The organism is Mycobacterium szulgai (assembly GCF_002116635.1).
GTDB lineage: Bacteria > Actinomycetota > Actinomycetes > Mycobacteriales > Mycobacteriaceae > Mycobacterium > Mycobacterium szulgai.
The window spans coordinates 1-18281 of sequence record NZ_LQPW01000132.1 but is presented as its reverse complement, the minus strand read 5'-3'; the positions used below and the strand labels follow the sequence as shown (position 1 = coordinate 18281).

Genomic DNA, 18281 nt, shown 5'->3' with positions numbered 1-18281 from the left:
TCCTAGGGGTTATCTCGCAACCGATGTTGCGGTTTTCAGCTCGCCAGTCGCGGACGTCCGAACGGCAATGGGGCCGGGATCGCGGCTTGTTCGGCGACGGCGTCGAAGAGGCGTTGAAAGTCTTTGTCCAAGTTGCCGATCAGGCAATCGGTGAGGTCGCCGCGGACTTCCGGATTGGCCCGGATCAGCCTTCCGAAACTGAAACCGGGGTGGTAGAAGACGTAGATCAGTTTGCGCATCGACTCGATCTCGCCGCAGATCCGTTCGGCGTACGACGTGAAGCGGGAGGCCGATACGTCACCATCGCGTAAGCAGTCGTGCACTTGGTCGGCGGCCAGTTCGCCGCTGCGCAATGCGAAATAGACGCCGGAGGAAAACACCGGATCCAGAAAGGCGAAGGCGTCGCCCACCAGAATCAGTCCGTCCTCCGCGCAGTGTTCACCGCGATAGGAATACTCGCGCGTGACGTAGTGCTTACCGACCTGCCGTCCGGGCGCCAGGTGCTGCTTGATCCACAGGTTGTTACCGACTTCGCGCTGAAAGATTTCGCTGAGGTCGCGCGTGCCGGAGAACAGGTAATCCTTTTCGGCGACCAGCCCGACGCTCACCATGTCGTCGCGCTGCGGGATGTACCAGAACCAGCCGCGTTCGGGGACCATCGCCACGGTGGTGGTGCCTTCATCGACACCGGGATCCCGCAGTGCGCCATGGTAATAGGTCCACACCGCCGTCTTGTCGATTACCGGGTCCCACTTGCGGCCATTGTTTCTGCTGAGCGTGAAGATGTCGCGGCCGCTGGCATCAATGGTCATTGCCGCGGCGATGTCGTATTCCCGGCCATCCCTGCCGATTGCCTTGACCCCGACGACTTTCCCGTCGTCGCGCAGGATCGCGGTGGCCCTGGTCTCTTCGCGGACCTCGACGCCCTTCTCGCGGGCGTTGTCCAAAAGTATCTGGTCGAATTCGCTGCGCAGGACCTGCCAGGTTATGGCCGCCTCATGATCCAAGTGGGTATGAAAGTAGAACGGCGCCGATACCCGGCCGTCCTGACCCGCGAACTGCACGGCATACTTTCGTACGAACTTCTCCTCGCCGAGCTTGTCGACCATTCCGATGCGCTGCAACGGAAAATAGCTGTAGGGCAGGAAGGATTCGCCGATGTGGTAGCGCGGAAACTTCTCTTTTTCCAGCAGAAGTACCCGGTGCCCATGCATGGCCAGCACCGTCGATGCCATCGCTCCCGCCGGGCCGCCGCCGACCACGACGACGTCGTAAGTCACCGTCTGGCCCATCAGACGTACCGGGGTCCGCGGTGTTCCGGACGGAAGAACTCGTGCAACAACTCGTCAACCCGCAGCAGCCCCTGCCGGGTGAGCGTGATGCGATCATCGTCGAACTCCAGGTGTCCCGCCGCCTGATGGCGGGCCAGCGGGGCGGCGAAGCGCGCGGAGACGTCGACGCCGAACTTGGCCCGAAAATAAGCCGGGTCGACCTGGCCGAGCTTCAACAGCAGGATGAATTCGCGAATCAGCCGGTCGTCGTCTGTCAATCCCAGGCCGCGCGCGATGGGCAGCTCGCCGCGGGCGAGGCGCTCGACGTAAGGGCCGAAGTCCTTTTCGTTTTGGCAGTGGGTGCCGCCGAGGTGACCGAAGGACGAAACGCCCAGGGCCATCATGTCGGCGCCGCGCCACAGATGCTCGCGGTACATGAAGTTGTTGACGCCCGGATCGCGGATCGCGGTGTAGCCGCTGGTGATCGTGTAGCCCACGCTTTCCAGCTCCGAGAACGCGTAGTCGACCCACGCGCGCTTGGTTGGCCAATCGGCCACCGGGGCGACGATTTGACCGTTGGCGTGCATCTCTTTGTAGATGGTGGTGTTGTAAGGAACTTCGAGCTGGTAAATGGTGACGCACTCGGGTCCCATGTCGATGACTTTGCGAACGCATTCCCGCCAGTTGGTTTCGGTCTCGTTGACCATGCCGGCGATGAGGTCGACGTTGATCTGATTGAAGCCCGCTTTGCGGGCGACTTCGACTGCCCGGTGGATGTCATTGGACAGGTGCGCGCGTCCGTTGACCTTCAGAATGTCGTCGTCGAAGTTCTCGACGCCGATGCTCAGGCGCGTCACGCCCAGATCGCGCAGTGCATAAAGCTTGTCGTCGGTAAGCGTGCCGGGCTCGGCCTCGAAGGCGATTTCGTCGGTATGTGTCAAGGGGAAGTGCTGCTGCAGTCCCGCGAAAAGTTTCGTGAGGTTCGGTACCGACAGAAACGACGGCGTGCCGCCGCCGAAGTACACATAACGGGGTAGCCGGCTCGACAGCAATGGCATTTGGCTGTAGAGCTGCGACTCCTTGAGCACCGCGTCGAGATAGCTGGTTACCCGGTCGGGTTTGGCGTCGCGGCCGGTGTAGACACGGAAGTAGCAGAAGTGACACCGGCGCCGGCAGAACGGCAAATGGACGTACACCCCGAGCGGCGTGCCGGCGGCCGGCGGCTGCGCCAACGCCGCATACGCGTCTTTTACGCCTTCGGCAGTCCAATACGAGAAAGGTGGATAATTGCCCACAAAATAATTCCCGGCGGTGGTCCCAGTGGGCTTTTTCGGAGAAAGGTCGATCTGCATGTGAAAGGTTTCCTATTGTTGTTTCGTTAATACCTCCCCAATGCAGCCGCATACCCCGCGACATTCGCGGTTAATTGAGCCTTATACCCCGGATGGCCAGCCATTTCGTCGGGCGCCAGTGCCGTGTGAAGAATAACGCGTCAGGCTGCACCGCTGCGAAGTCGCGGTGCACAGAAAGCGTTGCGGCAAAGTGGGCAGATCCGATACCGGCGCGGATACCGCCGTGCGGGCTCCGCGGCCCGGCCGGCGTTGCCCACCGCGAAGGTCCCGGCCGGGGCAGGTTGCAGTTTAGGCAACTCCCCTTGCAGCAAAATCGAGAAGTCGTACGCTCGTGGGTGATGAGCAATTCAGCGCAACGTGACGCGAAGGCCGACCGTGACGAATCGTCACGCGCGGCCGACACCGATCGCATCCAGCTCGCGCAATTGCTGGCTTACGCAGCAGAGCAGGGCCGCCTGGAGCTGAACGAGTACGAAGACCGTCTGACCAGGGCTTACGCAGCGACGACATACCAGGAACTGGATCGGCTGCGAGCCGATTTGCCGGGCGCGCCGGTCAATCCCCGGCGAGGCGGAAGTTGCAATCCGGCGCCGTCCACGCTGTTGCTGGCCCTGCTGAGTGGGTTCGAGCGGCGCGGCCGCTGGAATGTGCCTAAGAAGCTGACCACCTTCACACTGTGGGGCAGCGGCGTGGTGGATCTGCGCTACGCCGACTTCACCTCCACCGAGGTGGAGATTCATGCGTACTCGATTATGGGTGTCCAAACTATCCTGCTGCCTCCCGAAGTCAACGTCGAAATCCACGGCCGCGGCGTGATGGGCGGCTTCGACCGCCAGGTGGTGGGCGAGGGCACCCGCGGCGCCCCCAAGGTGAATATCCGCGGCTTTTCCCTGTGGGGCGGGGTGGGCATTAAGCGCAAAGCGCGCAAGCCCCGCAAATAGCCGGCCAAGTCTGTCAAGGGTGAATAGCCCGCGCTGATCTTCCGTGCCATACTCCGCGCTATGGCGGTGGAATTGCGCGCGTTTTCTGAGGCGCTTTGCGATATGGGCAATCAGCTGGCCGGCCATGGCGAATCGCTGCTGGCTTTGCAGCGGTCCTGCCAGGACGCCGCCGAAGGTGCGCAATGGGGATGGGTCGGGTCCTCGGCTTCAGCGCTGACAGGCTTGCTTGACCGGTGGACGACCGCCAGCGCCGCCCACCTCGGCCGCTTCGGCGAACACTCCTGCGGCATGCATTTGGCCGCGGCCGGTTTGACCGAGATGGAGCAGACCAACACCGCAGCGCTCCGATGACATTGACCCTGGCCGACGTCGAGCGGTGGGATCCCGCGGCGATCAGGTCGGTGTTCGATGCCGCGATCAGGCGTGCACACGGTACCCGCGCCGCCGCTGCGGCCCTGACCGAGACGATGAGCTTGTTCGATTTCGGCGGCGATACCGCCGAAGCCGCGCACGCCGCCACGCGCCACACCACCCTCGTCCTGGGCAGCCACGCCGATGCGTGTGAGGTGGTGGCCCGGGCGGCGGAGAAATCCGCCGAGGAGGTTGCCGGAATCAGGTTGCAACTGTCCAGGATTCGCGATACGGCGCGGGACAGCCGGCTCGTCATCAACGACGCGACAGGTGTGGCGTTGCCGCCGTCCGACTTGTCTTCATTCTCCGCAGCGGATCAACTGCGCATCATCGACGCGGCAGTGGGGCTGACCGCGAACATCAAGCGATTGTTGGCCGATGCCGAAATCGCCGACGAGGACCTGGCGGCGGCGATTCGCGGCGCGGACGGCGACCTGTCACCCGAACAGGTCGCCACTGCGCTCAGCCACCTGCCGCCGAAGATGCCGGCGCTACCGGCGCCCGGCAGTCCCCCAACGGAGGTGAGCAAGTGGTGGCATGCGCTGACTCCAGGTCAGCAGGATCGGGTCAAGGAGTGGTTCGGCGCGTCGCTGCGCAACCTCGACGGCATCCCTACAGATATCCGCAATGAACTGAATGTGGCCGTGCTGCAACAAGAAATCGCCCGGCTGCAGCAGGGTTGGTATGACGGCTACGGAGCCTGGCACACCAACACCGACAAATTGGCGGACTTGAAGGCAGTGCGCGACACACTCACCGGGCAACCGGGGACCAGCCTGATACTGCTGGAGACCGGGAGCCACCCCCGCAAAGTTCTGGCGGCGCTGGCGGTCGGCGACGTCGACAACGCCGAGCGCGTCGGCGTCACGGTGGGCGGCCTGAGCACCCGCGTCAGCTCGAGCGTGAACCAAATGGTCAGGGAGGCTGCCGCGCAACGCGACAAGGCAGCCGAACTCAGGGCACGAGCGGGGCTGCCGAACCCGGACGCGGTGGCATCAGTTGCCTGGCTTGGCTATGACGCGCCGGGCAACCTCAAAGACGTCACGCAGGATTGGCTGGCGCGCAAGGGCTCTGGTCCGCTGAACAACTTCTACAAAGGCCTGGCCGCCGCGTCCAACGTGCCCTACCAGCACATCACCGCCTTTGGGCATTCCTACGGTTCTTTGACCACCAGCCTGGCGCTGCAGCGTGGCTCTCCGGTCAGCGACGTCGTGCTTTACGGTTCGCCCGGCGTCGAGATCAACGACGCGGCCCAGCTCGGTGTCGCGCCAGGACATGCCTTCTACGAGGTAGGTGTCAACGACTTTGTGGCCGAAACCATTTCAGAACTCGGTGCGTTCGGCGCCGCACCGCAGGATGTCCCGGGCATGATCGAGTTGTCGGTTAAGACGGGCATGGCACCAGGCGGAGCCCGCGGTGACGGCCTGCTGCACGAGCGGGCATACGGGCATTCGGAATACGCTCGCGAAGGCAGTAACAATCAACTTCGGATGAGTGGATACAACATGGCCGCGGTGCTGGCGGGCCTGCCCGACGATGTGATCAAGCCATGAGACATCGGGGCGCGTTGATTCTCGGCGTCGCCGCTCTGCTGGCCGGATGCCTCAAACCGTTTGACCCCTATGCCAATCCGGGGCGGCGCGAGCTGGACCGCCTGCAGACGATCGTCAACCAGCGCCCGGACCTGGAAGCCGTCCAGAAACAGCTCGGTGGCCTGGACGCGACGATCCGGGCCGCGGTCGCGAAATACTCGCCGCAGACGCAATTCTCGACCGACGTCACGGTCAGCCATCCCACCAACGGCTGCAACGAGCCGTTCAACCGCAACATCGGCAGGCAGGTTAAAAGCGACTTGTTCTTCGGGCGGCCGGCGCCGTCCGGCGAGCAATGGGCCCAGATTGTGGCCGACCTGGCGCCGGCGTTCACCGCAGCTGGTTTCCGGGCCAACAACTCCGCACCCGGTCAACCACCGTTACCGCCCGGTGCGGCCAACGACTCCCAAATCCGCGATGACGGCGTCACAATCAACCTGGTCAACGGCGACGCCGGCAGCCCACTGACCTATTCGTCCGACACCGGCTGTCACCTGCCCGGCGCCTGGCGCACCGAGCCGCCGCCGCCGTCGATGCGGCCGCCGAACGACCCCGAAGTGCACTACCCGTACCTGTACGGGTCTCCCGGCGGCCGGGTGGTAGACGCCTACTAGCGACGCCGCCGTCAGGACAGCGCTTCGGCCCAGGCTCGCTGCCCCGCGAAGCCCACTGATGTCGCCATGTCGCGGTAGCGATCGCGCAACTCTGCATAGTGCGCGGCATCGCCGCGGGTCCGCGCCAACAGACTCCGCAGCCGCAGTACCAGGAGGTAGCGCAAAAGCAGACACCGCAATGCCAAGGCTTTCCGCGAGCGGCACCGCTTCAGAGACCTTAGCGACGGCGCCTCGACCGCAGGTAGTCGCCCACGACCGCCGCGCCCAGCCCATCGAGATCGGGCTCCACGACCCGGCCTTCCACCCGGCGCGCAACCTGATCGATGAACCGGGCCAGGCCGGGGTCACTGCCCAGCCGGAAGATCGTGATTTGCGCACCGAGCCGGGCCATTTCGTCGAACCCGCGCACGGTGTGGGCGATGGTGCGCGGATGTGGCGGGTAGTCGAAGAATACGGACGAGCCGTCGCCGCTGACGTCCTCCAGATGGGCGGTGGGCTCACCGTCGGTGACCACCAGCACGACGGGTTGCGCGTTGGGGTGCCTGCGTAGGTGACGCCCGGCGAGCGCCAGCGCGTGATGCAGGTTGGTGCCCTGCTCGTAGACCCCTTCCAACCCGGTGAGCTCAGCGGCGGTCACCGTGCGCGCGTAACGTCCAAAGGCGATGATCTGCAAGGCATCCGAACGGAACCGCGTGCACACCAGGTGGTTGAGTGCAAGCGCGGTGCGCTTCATCGGCAGCCAGCGATTCTCCATCACCATCGAAAACGAGGTGTCCACCAGGAGGGCTACCGCGGCCTGCGTGCGTGTTTCGGTCTCGGAGACCTCGACGTCGTCGACGGTAAGGCGAATGGCGTTGCGCGAACCGCCGGTTCCGGCCTGCCGCAGCACCGCGTTGGTCAGGGTGCGGGGAATGTTCCAGGGTTCGGTGTCACCGAATTGCCAGGGCCGGGTCGCGCCGGTCAACTCGCCGGCGGCCCCCGCGCGCCGGTGATCACGTTCGCCGCGGCGCCCGGAAAGCTGTTGGGCCACATCGCGCAACGCGGCTTCGCCGAGACGGCGCATGGCCTTGGGCGACAACCGCCACTGACCGTCGGAACCGCGGTCCAGGAAGCCCTGATTGACCAGTGCACGTTCTAGTTCGTTGAGCGTTCGCGCGTCGATGGCGGCCTGGTCGCCGAGCTGACGGGCCAGCGCGTCCAAGTCGACGTCGTCCATGGTGGCGCCCGGGTAGCTCTGCGACAGCTGCTCGGCCAGCTGCTCCAGCTCGGCGATATCGGCCAGCGCTTGGGTGCCCTCGCCCATCCCGAATGGATTGTCTCCGGAGAACCGCTCGGACCCCGTCCAATCCTCACCCGGTCGCGCCGCTTGCAGATGCGCGTCGAGGCGGCTCAGCGATTGCATCAAGGCCGGTGAGCCAAATGCCTGCTGCGCCAGAGCATCTAACTCGTCGCGCTGTTCTTGGGACAGGCTGTTGCGGAACCGCTGCGCGGCGGCGGCCCGCTTGGCCAGCGAGTCCAGCAGCTCCTCGACGTTGCGCGGATTCTCCGGGAAGAACTCGCCGTGCTTGTCCATGAAGTCTTGAAAGTCCTGCTGGGTGTCCTCGCCCTTGGCGTGCTTGTCCAGCAGGTCGTTGAGGTCGTTCAGCATGTCGTTGACCCGCTGGCGGTCCTCGTCGGTGGCGCCCTGCAGCGCCTCTTTCATCCCGGCAAAGCGCTGGTCGAGCATCTCGCGACCGAGCAAATCCTTGATCTGCTCGTACTTTTCGCGGGCCTCGCCGCTGCGCCAGTTGTAGTCCGACAGTTCCTGAACGGCCTTGGCCGGCGACGGCGGGAGCGACTCCAGCTGCAGCTCGTTGAAACGGGCGTCGTCGTCGAGGGCGCGGGCCAGTTCCTTGCGTTCGGCCAGCACCGCCTCGTCGAGCAGCCTTTTGATCTGTTGCAGAGTGCCGTCCAAGTTGTTGCGGCGCAACAACTCCCGCCTTTTACGGTTGGCTTCGGCGGCCAGCCGGTCAGCACCCGGCATGTTGCGGGTGCCGCGCCGCAGCAACTCCGACAGCGCGCGGCGCGGCGAGGTGCCGGCCATGACGTCCTGGCCGATCTGTTCAAGCGCCTCGCGCAGATCCACCGGCGGAGCCAGCGGATCGGGTCCGCCGGTGTACGCCGAGTATCGCGTCGAGTGCCCGCCAGAAGGTTTAGCCATAGACGGTCTGGCCCTCCCCGGAAACCTTGTCGATGCGCTTGGCCAGATACAAGGCTTCCAGCGCGAGTTCCAAGGCGGCGGCGCGCTCTCCTTCGGACTCGGCGTTGAGCTTGCGCGCGATCTTGTCCACCACGGATAGCCCCGGAACCGCGGCCAGCACATCCTTGGCCGACACCCGCTCACCCGTCGTCACCGCGGAGCCACCCTCCACGGCGGCCACCAATGAGCCGACGTCGATGCCGCCGAGCACCCGGGACGCCGTATCGGCGGTGGCGCGGCGCAGCAGGTGTTCGAGCACCGCCTGTTCGCGGCCCTCCTCACCGGACTCGAACTCCAGCTTTCCGCGCAGCACGTCGATCACGGTGCCCAGATCCACGACCCGTGCCACCGGGTCGGTCTCCCCCAGCACCGCACCGCGGTGCCGGGCCGCGGCAGCGACCGTCTCGGCGGCCGCGATGGCGAAACGCGCCGAAACACCGGAGCGCTGATCTACCGAATTGGATTCCCGCAAGTAACGGGCGAACCGGGCGATCACCTGCATCAGATAATCAGGAACCTGAGCGCTCAGGTGTGCTTCCTGGACGATGACGCCGACCTCAGCCTCCAGTTCCAGTGGATAGTGGGTGCGGATCTCGGCGCCGAAGCGGTCTTTGAGCGGAGTGATGATGCGACCGCGGTTCGTGTAGTCCTCGGGGTTGGCGCTGGCGACCACCAGGACGTCCAGCGGCAGCCGCAGGGTGTACCCGCGGACCTGGATGTCGCGTTCTTCCATGACATTGAGCATCGACACCTGAATGCGCTCGGCAAGGTCGGGCAGTTCGTTGACCGCGACGATGCCCCGGTGGGCACGCGGGATCAGCCCGTAGGCGATGGTCTCGGGGTCGCCTAGGCTGCGGCCCTCGGCGACCTTGATCGGGTCGATGTCGCCGACCAGGTCGGCGACGCTGGTGTCGGGAGTGGCCAGCTTCTCGGTGTAGCGCTCGCTGCGGTGCTTCCAGGACACCGGCAGGTCGTCTTGCAACTGAGCGGCACGCCGGATCCACTCCGGCGTGATCGGGGTGTAGGGATGCTCACCAAGTTCGGATCCGTCGATCACCGGCGTCCACTCGTCGAGCAGTCCGGTCAACGCCCGCAGCAGTCGCGTCTTGCCCTGGCCGCGTTCGCCGAGCAGGACGAAGTCATGGCCTGCGATCAGCGCCCGTTCCAGCTGGGGGATCACGGTGTCGTCGAAGCCCAGGATGCCCGGCCACACATCGTCGCCTTCGGCCAAGGCCGTCAGCAGGTTTTCCCGGATTTCCTGCTTGACTCCCCGTTCGCGATGACCGGAGGCGCGCAGCTCGCCGACGGTCCGGGGCAGGTTGCTCGGTGAAGTCACCACTCCACGCTACGACGCCGCCATTCGTCTGGCGACGAGAGTGAACTTCCTGACGGACTTTCCCGCGTGTCGCGTCGAAAATTTCACTGTCGGCTTAGTGGGCGGCTCGGTGAGCGGCCTAGTGAGCGAAGTGCCGAGCGCCCGTCAGATAGAGGGTGATCCCGGCTTTGGTGGCCGCGGCCGTTACCTCGTCGTCGCGGACGGAGCCACCGGGATGCACGATCGCCTTGACCCCACCGGCGGTCAATGTCTCCAAACCGTCGGGGAACGGGAAGAACGCATCGGAGGCGGCGACGGCGCCCTTGACCCGATCGCCGCCGCGTTCGACCGCCAGCCGGGCGGCGTCGACCCGATTGACCTGCCCCATGCCGACACCGATGGTGGCACCGTCGGCGACGATCACGATGGCGTTCGACTTGACCGCGCGGCAGGACCGCCAGGCGAAGACCAAGTCGGTCAGCGTGGCGGGATCGGCCGGCTCGCCGGTAGCCAGGGTCCAGTTCGCCGGATTGTCGCCGTGCGCGTCGAATTCATCGCGCTGCTGCATCAGCAGTCCCCCGCTGATCGGCCTGAGCTCAGTGCCCCCGGTCAGCGGCTCGGATGCGACGAGCACCCGGATGTTCTTCTTGCGGGTCAATAGATCGACGGCGCCCGGTGCATAGGCGGGAGCGACGATCACTTCGGTGAAGATGGTGCTGACGTACTCCGCCATCTCGACGCTGACCTCGGTATTCGCGGCGATTACGCCACCGTAGGCACTGAGTGGATCGCAATCGTGGGCCTTGCGATGGGCGTCGGCAACCGAGACGTCGGAGATGGCGATGCCACAAGGGTTGGCATGCTTGATGATTGCCACACATGTCTGTTCGTGATCGAAGGCGGCCCGCCAGGCTGCATCCGCATCCTGGAAGTTGTTGTAGGACATCTCTTTTCCGTGCAGCTGCTCGGCCTGCGCCAGGCCGGGCCAAGCGGCCGGGTCGCTGTAGAGCGCCGCCTGCTGATGCGGGTTCTCGCCGTAGCGCAGCATCGCCGAGCGGCGCCAGTTGGCGGCGAACCATTGGGGAAACGCCACCTCGGGATGCTCGGGCGCCAGCGTGGATTGCATCCAGCTCGCGACGGCGATGTCGTACTCCGCGGTGTGCTGAAACGCCAGGGCCGCCAGACTTTTGCGCTCGGCGAGGGTAAATCCGCCGTCGCGCGCCGCGGCCAGCACCCCGTCGTAGCCGCGCGGGTCGGTGACGACGGCGACGCTGGGATGGTTCTTGGCTGCCGCGCGCACCATCGATGGCCCACCGATGTCGATCTGCTCAACGCATTCGTCGATGCCCGCGCCGGATTCGACGGTCTGGCTGAAGGGATAGAGGTTGACCACGACTAGTTCGAAGGCGGCAATGCCAAGCTTTTCGAGGGCGGCGGCGTGCTCGGGCTTGCGCAGATCGGCCAGCAGCCCGGCATGCACGTGTGGATGCAATGTCTTGACCCGGCCGTCGAGGACCTCCGGGAATCCGGTCAACTGTTCTACTGGCGTTACCGGAATCCCTTTATTGGCAATGGTCTTCGCTGTTGATCCGGTGGAGACGATCTCGACGCCGGCCGCGGCTAGACCCTCGGCAAGCTCGACCAGGCCGGTCTTGTCGTACACGCTGATCAGCGCGCGCCGGATCGGCTTCTTGTCGATGCTCATCCCAGGGTTGCCTTTCTTCCGACCAAGGTGAGGCCGCCGGTCGCCATCTCAGCGACCACGTCCACCAACATCCGGCGTTCGATGACCTTAATGCGTTCGTGCAATGTCGCCTCGTCGTCCCCGTCGAGTACTAGAACGGGCTGCTGCGCCAGTATCGGCCCGGTGTCGGTGCCGGCGTCTACCAGATGCACGGTACAGCCGGTGACTTTGACGCCGTAAGCCAACGCGTCGGCCACCCCGTGCGCTCCGGGGAACGCCGGCAGCAATGCCGGGTGGGTGTTGATGACTCGGCCGTAGAAGCGTGAAAGAAACTGCGGTCCAAGGATTTTCATGAAGCCTGCTGACACGATGAGATCGGGCTGGTGATCCGCGGTGGCCGCGGTGACGGCGGCGTCCCAGGCGGCACGGTCCGGATGGTCTTTGAGCCGAGCGGTGAAAACCGGAATCCCGGCTTCGGCCGCGATCTCGACGGCCGGGCAGTCGCGATCCACGCCGACGGCGACGACGCGTGCTGGGTAGTCGCCGACGGCGGCGTTTAGCAATGACCTCAGCAGTGAACCGGTGCCAGATGCCAGTACCACCAGCCGCGCCGGTGCACTGGGGGGCACGCGGAGCGGTTCCTGCACACGGGCAGCCTAGTCGGGCGACGATGCCGACCGCGTCAGCGGTCGGAGGTGGAGCCCGACAATGCGGCCTAGTCGGGCGACGATGCCGACCGCGTCAGCGGTCGGAGGTGGGGGTCCCCCCAGCCGCGCAGCGGCGAGGGGGCGAGCCCGACAATGCGGCCTAGTCGGGTGCCTTCGCGCGCTTCGCGATTGCGTCCAGCGCTACCCCGCCCGGGGCGGTTTCATGCGGCGTGTCGTCGCGCTCAGCGCAGACTCGCTGCGTCAGGGGGGTCGTCGGGGTTCTTGTCGTCGGGGGGTTCGTCGTTGGGGGGCGGTTCCTCAGGTGGGGCTTCGACGTCCTCAGGTGCCGCCTCGACGTCCTCGACGTCCTCAGGTGCCGCCTCGACGTCCTCGACGTCCTCGTCGAACTCGTCGAAGCGCCCGATGAGTGGCTCCTCGTCCGCTGCCGGTGGCGGGGGCGCCTTGGGCTTGGTCTTGGGCCGCCTTGGCCGGCGCCTGAGGCCGCCCGTCATCACCAGCGTCAGCCAACCGACGACGGCGAACCAGAAGAACACCCCGACCAACATGGCGCCTTCGGCCACGCCGACGTCGCCGAAGTTGCCCAGCTTGCCGCTCCCGCCGTAGCCGAGCAGCGCCATCACCAGCGCTCCCAGAGCCGCCGCGACCAGCAACTTGACTGTGGCCGGCAGCAGCGGCAGCGGGCGGCGCGCGCATTGCTGCCCGACGGCCACACCAGAGGACGCGCCGACGATCAGCAACGCGACCCACACCGGCCCAAGCGGCGGCGTGGGAGCTGCGGCGAGAATCGGCAGCGCCGGGATATCGCCGCCGAAAACAGTGAAAGAGCTGAACGTGGCCAGCCCGATATGAGCACTGGAGCCGACCGCGACGGCCGAGGCGCCGACGATCACGTTAGGCGCATACAGCACCGACAGCATGGTGAGATTGAACTGTCCCCAGATCGAATCGGTGATCCCGTAGAGCTCTTGCATCGTCGCCCAGTGCACAACCAGCGACCCCGCCGTCACCAACCCGGACAACCCGAGCAAGGCCAGCACTCCCGCCGCGGCGGCACGCACCGAATCACCGAGCCAACCCGGCAGCGGCGAGGCAGCCAGCGTCCGTCGGCCCACCCGGGACCACACTCCGATCGCCGCACCGATGGCATGGACCACCAGCACACTGGTGAACGCGCGCAGCGCGCTCGGTGTCTGCAGTTCGGTGAGCACCGAGGATGCGTCGTGGATGACCGCCAGCGCGATCGCCGCCAGCAGCAACGGTCCGCCCAGCGCCGAGGCGACCACCCACCGAATAACCAGCCACGACGAGTACGGCGAAGTTGCCCGCGCCGTAGTCCGCGCGGTACCCCACACCATCATCAGGACGGGCAGCAGCGGCAGTACACCCAGCTCGCGGCCACCGATCGAAATCGGCACTTGATGCACGCCGAGCCAGATGCTCGCGATGGCGCCCAGCGCGCCGGTCATGTCGCTATTGGCGATCAGCAACTGCAGCAGCGTGACCGCGGCGATGACGACCAGCGCCACCACCGCGGGCGCGAAGGCGACCCTGACCAGGTCACGCGCCTGGCGAGCGCCCGCTGACCGATTGTCCTCGCTTCTTGACACCCTTATCACTCGTGGCACACGTGCCGGCGTGAGGGCGCCCGGTTAGACCGGCGCCGGACCAGACGACGACTGCTGGCCCTGGCCGTACGACTGCTGCTGGCCCCCAGCGGGGTTGCTGGAGTAGTTGACCGGAGCCGAGCCGGCCTGCGAGCCCGTTCCCGCGCTGACCGGCGGCGGAGGGCCGAAGCTCGGGAAGCCGGTGGGCGGTGTCGACGGACTCTGGTGTACGGCCTGAGTGGGCGTCTGCGAAGGTGACTGGGCGCTGAACCCGCCGCTCGAGGGGTTGGGGTTGGACGAATAACCGCCGAATTGCTGCGGGTTGTGTGCGGACTGCTGGGGAGCCGGCTGACCGTAGTAACCGCCGGGCTGGCCACCACCGTACTGGCCGTACTGGCCGTACTGCCCGTATTGGCCGTAGGGCTCGAACTTGGGCCGCGGTGCCGGCGGCGTGATCACCCCGGCGTCGAGCAGTAGCGCGCCGACGGCGGCTACGGCCTGTAGCACGCTGAAGATCAGGACGATCCACAAAGCCCAGCCGAACGAAAGGGCGCTGGGCTTGTTGACCGTCGCCGAAACGACCAGCAGCAGACCCAGCACCGAGAGCACCGCAACCACCGCCACATAGCTTTTGGCCTTGGGCAGCACACCGACGCCGGCAAGCAGGGCGGCCAGCAGGGCTGCGCTCACCGCCAGCCCGGCGTCGCCGGACACGGTGCCGCCGCCGGAACCCAGATCGGAGCTGATGGTGAACAGGGGGCCGAAGCTGGCGAGATACGCGGCCAGGCCGAGGGCGGCCACCGCCATGCTGAGGTACAGCGGAAGCTTGCTCTGAGCGTCACCAGGAGTGGCGCCGCCGTACGACCCCCCGGGCTGCTGCGCAGGCGGATATCCGGGGCTGCCGGTCGAGTAGGTCATGGCTCCTCCTGATTACTTCCGGTTGCTTTCCGGTGCGCGACTCGATCAACCACGCTAGCGCACGTTCTGCTGGTCGCGCCGGGCCGACCTGCTCGTCGGCCGACCGGGCCGCTTGCTCATCGCAGGTAGAACACGTTCTAATTCGGTGCATGGATTACGGGCTTGTACTTTTCACCAGCGATCGCGGCATTGCCCCGGCGGCGGCCGCAAAGCTGGCCGACGACCACGGTTTTCAGACGTTCTACGTGCCTGAACACACCCACATCCCGATCAAGCGGGAGGCTGCCCATCCCACTACGGGTGACGCGTCGCTGCCCGATGACCGCTACATGCGCACGCTGGACCCGTGGGTGAGTTTGGGTGCTGCGGCCGCGGTGACGTCTCGGGTCCGGTTGTCCACCGCGGTGGCGCTGCCGGTCGAGCATGATCCGATCACGCTGGCCAAAAGCATTGCCACGCTGGATCATCTGTCCGGCGGCCGGGTCAGCCTCGGCGTCGGCTTCGGCTGGAATACCGACGAGCTCGCTGATCACGGCGTCCCGGCCGGGCGCCGCCGCACCATGCTGCGCGAGTACCTGGAAGCCATGCGCGCGTTGTGGACAGAGGAGGAGGCGTCCTACGACGGCGAGTTCGTCAAGTTCGGTCCCAGTTGGGCGTGGCCCAAGCCGGTGCAGTCACACATTCCGGTGCTGGTCGGCGCGGCCGGTACCGAGAAGAACTTCAAGTGGATCGCGCGCAGCGCCGACGGCTGGATCACCACGCCCCGCGACTTCGACATCGACGAGCCGGTGAAGTTGTTGCAGGACACCTGGGCGGCGGCCGGCCGCGACGGCGCTCCGCAGATCGTTGCTCTGGACTTCAAGCCGGTGCCCGAGAAGCTCGCGCGGTGGGCCGAGCTCGGCGTCACCGAAGTGCTGTTCGGCCTGCCGGACCGAACCGAGGCTGAGGTCGCCGCGTATGTGGAGCGGTTGGCCGGCAAACTCGCCGCGATGGTCTAGCGCGGAAAGCAGCGGTTCCCGTAGTCGAAGCAGCGCACCCGCACGGCGCTTCCCAGCGGGTCGCCGTCGGTCAGCAACGCGATCAGGCCGTCGTCTTCGGTCGTCGCCAGGAACCGGCTGCCGTCGCTGTCCAGCCGGCCGATGATGATTCCGGTGGGCCTGCCGTTGTCGCGGCGGACGGTGTAGGTCTCGATAGTCCCGGGGCCCTCGGCGTTCTCAGTTACCACGACGGTCTCGGCGCTGTCGATCTGAGCCTGCAGTTGCGCGCTGCGGTCCGGTTGCCATGGCGCCGGACTCGTGGAGTACGCCCCAACCGAATACTTGCTCATGATTCCACCGTTAGCGCCTACCAATCCGAATTCACCTGGGGCGCTTCGCATTCGGGCCACGGTCTCGGCCACGCCGTGCATCGAGTAGTTGTTGCCGGCGCCACCGAAGAACGGCAACCCACCGGTCAGGGTCAGGCCGCGCGGATCGTCGGGCGCAATGCCCAGGCCGTCGCAGATGTTGAACACCGGCACCGGGAAGCAGCTGTAGAGATCGAACGTCGCTACGTCGTCGACGCCGATGCCGGCCACCTCGAGCGCCTCGCGCGCCGCCATGACGGCCGACGGGGCGTGGCCCAGATCCGGGCGCTCCAACAGACTCTGCTCGGTCAGGTCGGCGTGCCCGCGCAGGTAGACCCACTTCTCCTCGGGCACACCCAGCCGGCGCGCCGCCTCGACCGACATCAGCAGCGCGGCCGCGCCCTGGTTCACCTGATCGCGGGCAACCAAGAGCCGCGGGTAGGGCTCGGAGATCATGCGGTTGCTCTCGGTCACGGTGATCAGTTCGTCGACGCTGCGTTCGACGGGCGCGGCGGCGAACGGATTGGCGGCGGCCACCTTGGTGAACGGCGCGAACAACTCGCCCATCCGGCGCCGGTAGTCGGCCGGGCCCAGACCGGTTCCGGCCCGTCGCGCATTCTCCAGCAACGCATACTGCGTCGGCGCGTCGATCAGACCGTGGACGACGGTGTAGCGCGAGATGAGTCCCTCGATGCCCTGCCCGCGGTCTTCGAGGTCACCGTCGACGGTTTCGGTGAAGTCGGGCTTAGCCTCGGCTCGCGCGAAATGCCGCAGCGTCGACGTCGCATCGGAGCCGAAGATCAGGGCGGCCTGGCAGCGGCCGCCGGCGATTTCGGCGGCCAGCTCGTTGATCAAGTGCTGCGGCCCCTGACCGCCGACGATCTCTAAGATCGCACGAGCTGGGTTGGCGCCCAACCGCTTTGCCACCGAGCGCGGATAGTTGTTGGACCTTCCCAACGGTGCCGTCGCCACCGGACCGGAGATCTCGAATTGCCTGACTCCGGCAACCGTGTCGATGGCCCCGGCCACCGCGGCACCACCGCAATCGTCGACGGCGGCCTGGGCAGCGGCCGCGGCAAGCTCGACCGGTGACATGGCCCGGTACTCGGGATCATCGATTCGCTCGGCGGCCTGACCGACACCGACGACGACGGCCGTCCGGGGATCCAGATTCATCGCCCAACTATCTAACGCGCGTTGTTTCGGTTACCAACCAGGGGCGCAGCGAGCTAAGCGAGAAATCTCAAGCAAGCCGCCAATGCCCGGCACCGAATCCTCTTACGATTAACACCTCGCAGCGGAGGTGGTAGCGAATGTCGTTTGTGATTACGGCCCCTGAGTTTGTGACGGCGGCGGCCTCGGATCTGGCCAATATCGGTTCGACTATCAGCGCGGCCAATACGGCCGCGGCGGCGTCGACCTCGCAGGTGGTGGCCGCGGGTGCCGACGAGGTATCGGCGGCCGTGGCTGCGCTGTTCGGCATGCACGCGCAGAGCTATCAGACGCTCAGCGCTGCCGCGGCGGCCTTTCACGAGCGCTTCGTCGCACTTATGAACGGTGGAGCAGCGCAGTATGCGACGGCCGAGGCCGCCGCCGCCTCGCCGTTGCAGACCCTCGAGCAACAGATATTCGACGCCATCAACGCGCCCTTCATCCAAGCGCTGGGACGCCCGCTGATCGGTAACGGCGCCAACGGCGCCCCCGGAGCAGACGGCCAGGCCGGCGGGCTGTTGTTCGGCAGCGGCGGCAACGGCGGCGCTGGAACGGCCGCCCACCCCGCCGGCGGCAACGGCGGCGCCGCCGGCCTGTTCGGCAACGGCGGGTCCGGTGGGCCGGCCAAGACCAACAGCAACGCGGTCGCCGGCGGCAACGGCGGAGCCGGCGGACTCTTGATCGGCAACGGTGGTGCCGGCGGCACCGGCGGGTCGGGCGCCGGCGGTGCCGGCGGCACGGGCGGGGCCGCCGGGTGGCTGTTCGGTACCGGCGGTGCCGGCGGGGCCGGCGGCACCTCGATAGCCGACGCGCCCGGCGGGACTGGCGGTGCCGGCGGTGCCGGCGGACTCTTCGGTACCGGCGGCGCTGGTGGCCACGGCGGCGGTTCGCCACCCGGGTTGGGGAAGGGTGGCAGCGGTGGAGCGGGTGGCGTCGGTGGCGCCGGCGGCATTCTGCTCGGCAACGGCGGAGCCGGGGGTGCCGGCGGAGACGGGATTGTCGGCACCGGCGGCGCTGGCGGTGCCGGCGGCCACGGCGGCTTCATCAACGGCAGCGGCGGCGCGGGCGGCCTGGGTGGGTTCGGCCCCCAAGGCGGGGCCGAACCCACCCAGGCC

Annotated in this window: 15 protein-coding genes; 6 read left to right on the top strand and 9 right to left on the bottom strand. The window is 66.6% G+C overall.

Annotated features, from left to right (window positions below; translation table 11 throughout):
- Positions 1 to 35: 35 nt before the first annotated feature.
- A complete protein-coding gene (locus tag AWC27_RS18195) occupies positions 36 to 1292 on the bottom strand; it encodes an NAD(P)/FAD-dependent oxidoreductase (protein WP_085671774.1) in 1257 nt (418 codons plus the stop codon).
- Positions 1292 to 2566, bottom strand: coding sequence for a coproporphyrinogen-III oxidase family protein (locus AWC27_RS18190; protein ID WP_211281665.1), 1275 nt, complete (start codon positions 2564 to 2566; stop codon positions 1292 to 1294). The genes AWC27_RS18195 and AWC27_RS18190 overlap by 1 nt, the downstream gene beginning before the upstream one ends.
- A gap of 395 nt (positions 2567 to 2961) precedes the next feature.
- Between AWC27_RS18190 and AWC27_RS18185 the strand changes: the two genes are divergently transcribed.
- The 4 genes from AWC27_RS18185 to AWC27_RS18165 are packed head-to-tail and all read left to right on the top strand — an operon-like array spanning position 2962 to position 6181.
- Positions 2962 to 3564 (top strand): DUF1707 SHOCT-like domain-containing protein, encoded by a 603-nt coding sequence (locus AWC27_RS18185; protein ID WP_085671772.1) that lies wholly within the window; start codon positions 2962 to 2964, stop codon positions 3562 to 3564.
- 60 nt (positions 3565 to 3624) lie between these two features.
- Entirely contained in the window at positions 3625 to 3915 is a 291-nt protein-coding gene (locus AWC27_RS18180; protein ID WP_085671771.1) for a hypothetical protein, read from the top strand.
- A complete protein-coding gene (locus AWC27_RS18170; protein WP_139837074.1) occupies positions 3912 to 5528 on the top strand; it encodes an alpha/beta hydrolase in 1617 nt (538 codons plus the stop codon). Before AWC27_RS18180 ends, AWC27_RS18170 begins: the two co-directional genes overlap by 4 nt.
- Positions 5525 to 6181, top strand: coding sequence for an LppA family lipoprotein (locus AWC27_RS18165; protein ID WP_085671769.1), 657 nt, complete (start codon positions 5525 to 5527; stop codon positions 6179 to 6181). The genes AWC27_RS18170 and AWC27_RS18165 overlap by 4 nt, the downstream gene beginning before the upstream one ends.
- Before the next feature lie 217 nt (positions 6182 to 6398).
- Here AWC27_RS18165 and AWC27_RS18160 read toward each other — a convergent pair whose 3' ends face one another.
- The 6 genes from AWC27_RS18160 to AWC27_RS18135 form a co-directional block, all read right to left on the bottom strand.
- Positions 6399 to 8381 (bottom strand): vWA domain-containing protein, encoded by a 1983-nt coding sequence (locus AWC27_RS18160; RefSeq protein ID WP_085671768.1) that lies wholly within the window; start codon positions 8379 to 8381, stop codon positions 6399 to 6401.
- Positions 8374 to 9759: a sigma 54-interacting transcriptional regulator gene (locus AWC27_RS18155; protein ID WP_085671767.1), complete on the bottom strand. Its 1386-nt coding sequence runs from the start codon at positions 9757 to 9759 to the stop codon at positions 8374 to 8376. Before AWC27_RS18155 ends, AWC27_RS18160 begins: the two co-directional genes overlap by 8 nt.
- 115 nt (positions 9760 to 9874) lie before the next feature.
- Positions 9875 to 11440: a bifunctional phosphoribosylaminoimidazolecarboxamide formyltransferase/IMP cyclohydrolase gene (gene purH, locus AWC27_RS18150; RefSeq protein ID WP_085671766.1), complete on the bottom strand. Its 1566-nt coding sequence runs from the start codon at positions 11438 to 11440 to the stop codon at positions 9875 to 9877.
- Positions 11437 to 12066 (bottom strand): phosphoribosylglycinamide formyltransferase, encoded by a 630-nt coding sequence (gene purN / locus AWC27_RS18145; protein ID WP_085671765.1) that lies wholly within the window; start codon positions 12064 to 12066, stop codon positions 11437 to 11439. Before purN ends, purH begins: the two co-directional genes overlap by 4 nt.
- 242 nt (positions 12067 to 12308) lie before the next feature.
- Entirely contained in the window at positions 12309 to 13703 is a 1395-nt protein-coding gene (locus AWC27_RS18140; protein WP_085671764.1) for a cell division protein PerM, read from the bottom strand.
- Between the two features lie 33 nt (positions 13704 to 13736).
- Positions 13737 to 14609 carry a DUF5336 domain-containing protein gene (locus tag AWC27_RS18135; RefSeq protein WP_085671763.1) on the bottom strand — a complete coding sequence of 291 codons (873 nt, stop codon included), beginning with the start codon at positions 14607 to 14609 and terminating at the stop codon, positions 13737 to 13739.
- 149 nt (positions 14610 to 14758) lie between these two features.
- On the opposite strand from AWC27_RS18135, the gene AWC27_RS18125 reads away from it, so the two are divergent.
- A complete protein-coding gene (locus tag AWC27_RS18125) occupies positions 14759 to 15607 on the top strand; it encodes an LLM class F420-dependent oxidoreductase (protein ID WP_085671761.1) in 849 nt (282 codons plus the stop codon).
- Here AWC27_RS18125 and AWC27_RS18120 read toward each other — a convergent pair.
- Positions 15604 to 17130, bottom strand: coding sequence for an acetyl-CoA acetyltransferase (locus AWC27_RS18120; protein WP_085671760.1), 1527 nt, complete (start codon positions 17128 to 17130; stop codon positions 15604 to 15606). The two genes, AWC27_RS18125 and AWC27_RS18120, sit on opposite strands and share 4 nt — an antisense overlap.
- 137 nt (positions 17131 to 17267) lie before the next feature.
- Between AWC27_RS18120 and AWC27_RS18115 the strand changes: the two genes are divergently transcribed.
- Positions 17268 to 18281: PE family protein (locus AWC27_RS18115; RefSeq protein ID WP_139837073.1), on the top strand; the 1014-nt coding region annotated here is incomplete at its 3' end.

Bases quoted from the DNA above. Each gene is read 5' to 3' on its own strand.
- AWC27_RS18195 (WP_085671774.1), bottom strand. From the start codon at position 1,292: ATGGGCCAGACGGTGACTTACGACGTCGTCGTGGTCGGCGGCGGCCCG.
- AWC27_RS18185 (WP_085671772.1), top strand. From the start codon at position 2,962: ATGAGCAATTCAGCGCAACGTGACGCGAAGGCCGACCGTGACGAATCG.
- AWC27_RS18180 (WP_085671771.1), top strand. From the start codon at position 3,625: ATGGCGGTGGAATTGCGCGCGTTTTCTGAGGCGCTTTGCGATATGGGC.
- AWC27_RS18170 (WP_139837074.1), top strand. From the start codon at position 3,912: ATGACATTGACCCTGGCCGACGTCGAGCGGTGGGATCCCGCGGCGATC.
- AWC27_RS18165 (WP_085671769.1), top strand. From the start codon at position 5,525: ATGAGACATCGGGGCGCGTTGATTCTCGGCGTCGCCGCTCTGCTGGCC.
- AWC27_RS18160 (WP_085671768.1), bottom strand. From the start codon at position 8,381: ATGGCTAAACCTTCTGGCGGGCACTCGACGCGATACTCGGCGTACACC.
- purH (WP_085671766.1), bottom strand. From the start codon at position 11,440: ATGAGCATCGACAAGAAGCCGATCCGGCGCGCGCTGATCAGCGTGTAC.
- AWC27_RS18135 (WP_085671763.1), bottom strand. From the start codon at position 14,609: ATGACCTACTCGACCGGCAGCCCCGGATATCCGCCTGCGCAGCAGCCC.
- AWC27_RS18125 (WP_085671761.1), top strand. From the start codon at position 14,759: ATGGATTACGGGCTTGTACTTTTCACCAGCGATCGCGGCATTGCCCCG.
- AWC27_RS18120 (WP_085671760.1), bottom strand. From the start codon at position 17,130: ATGAATCTGGATCCCCGGACGGCCGTCGTCGTCGGTGTCGGTCAGGCC.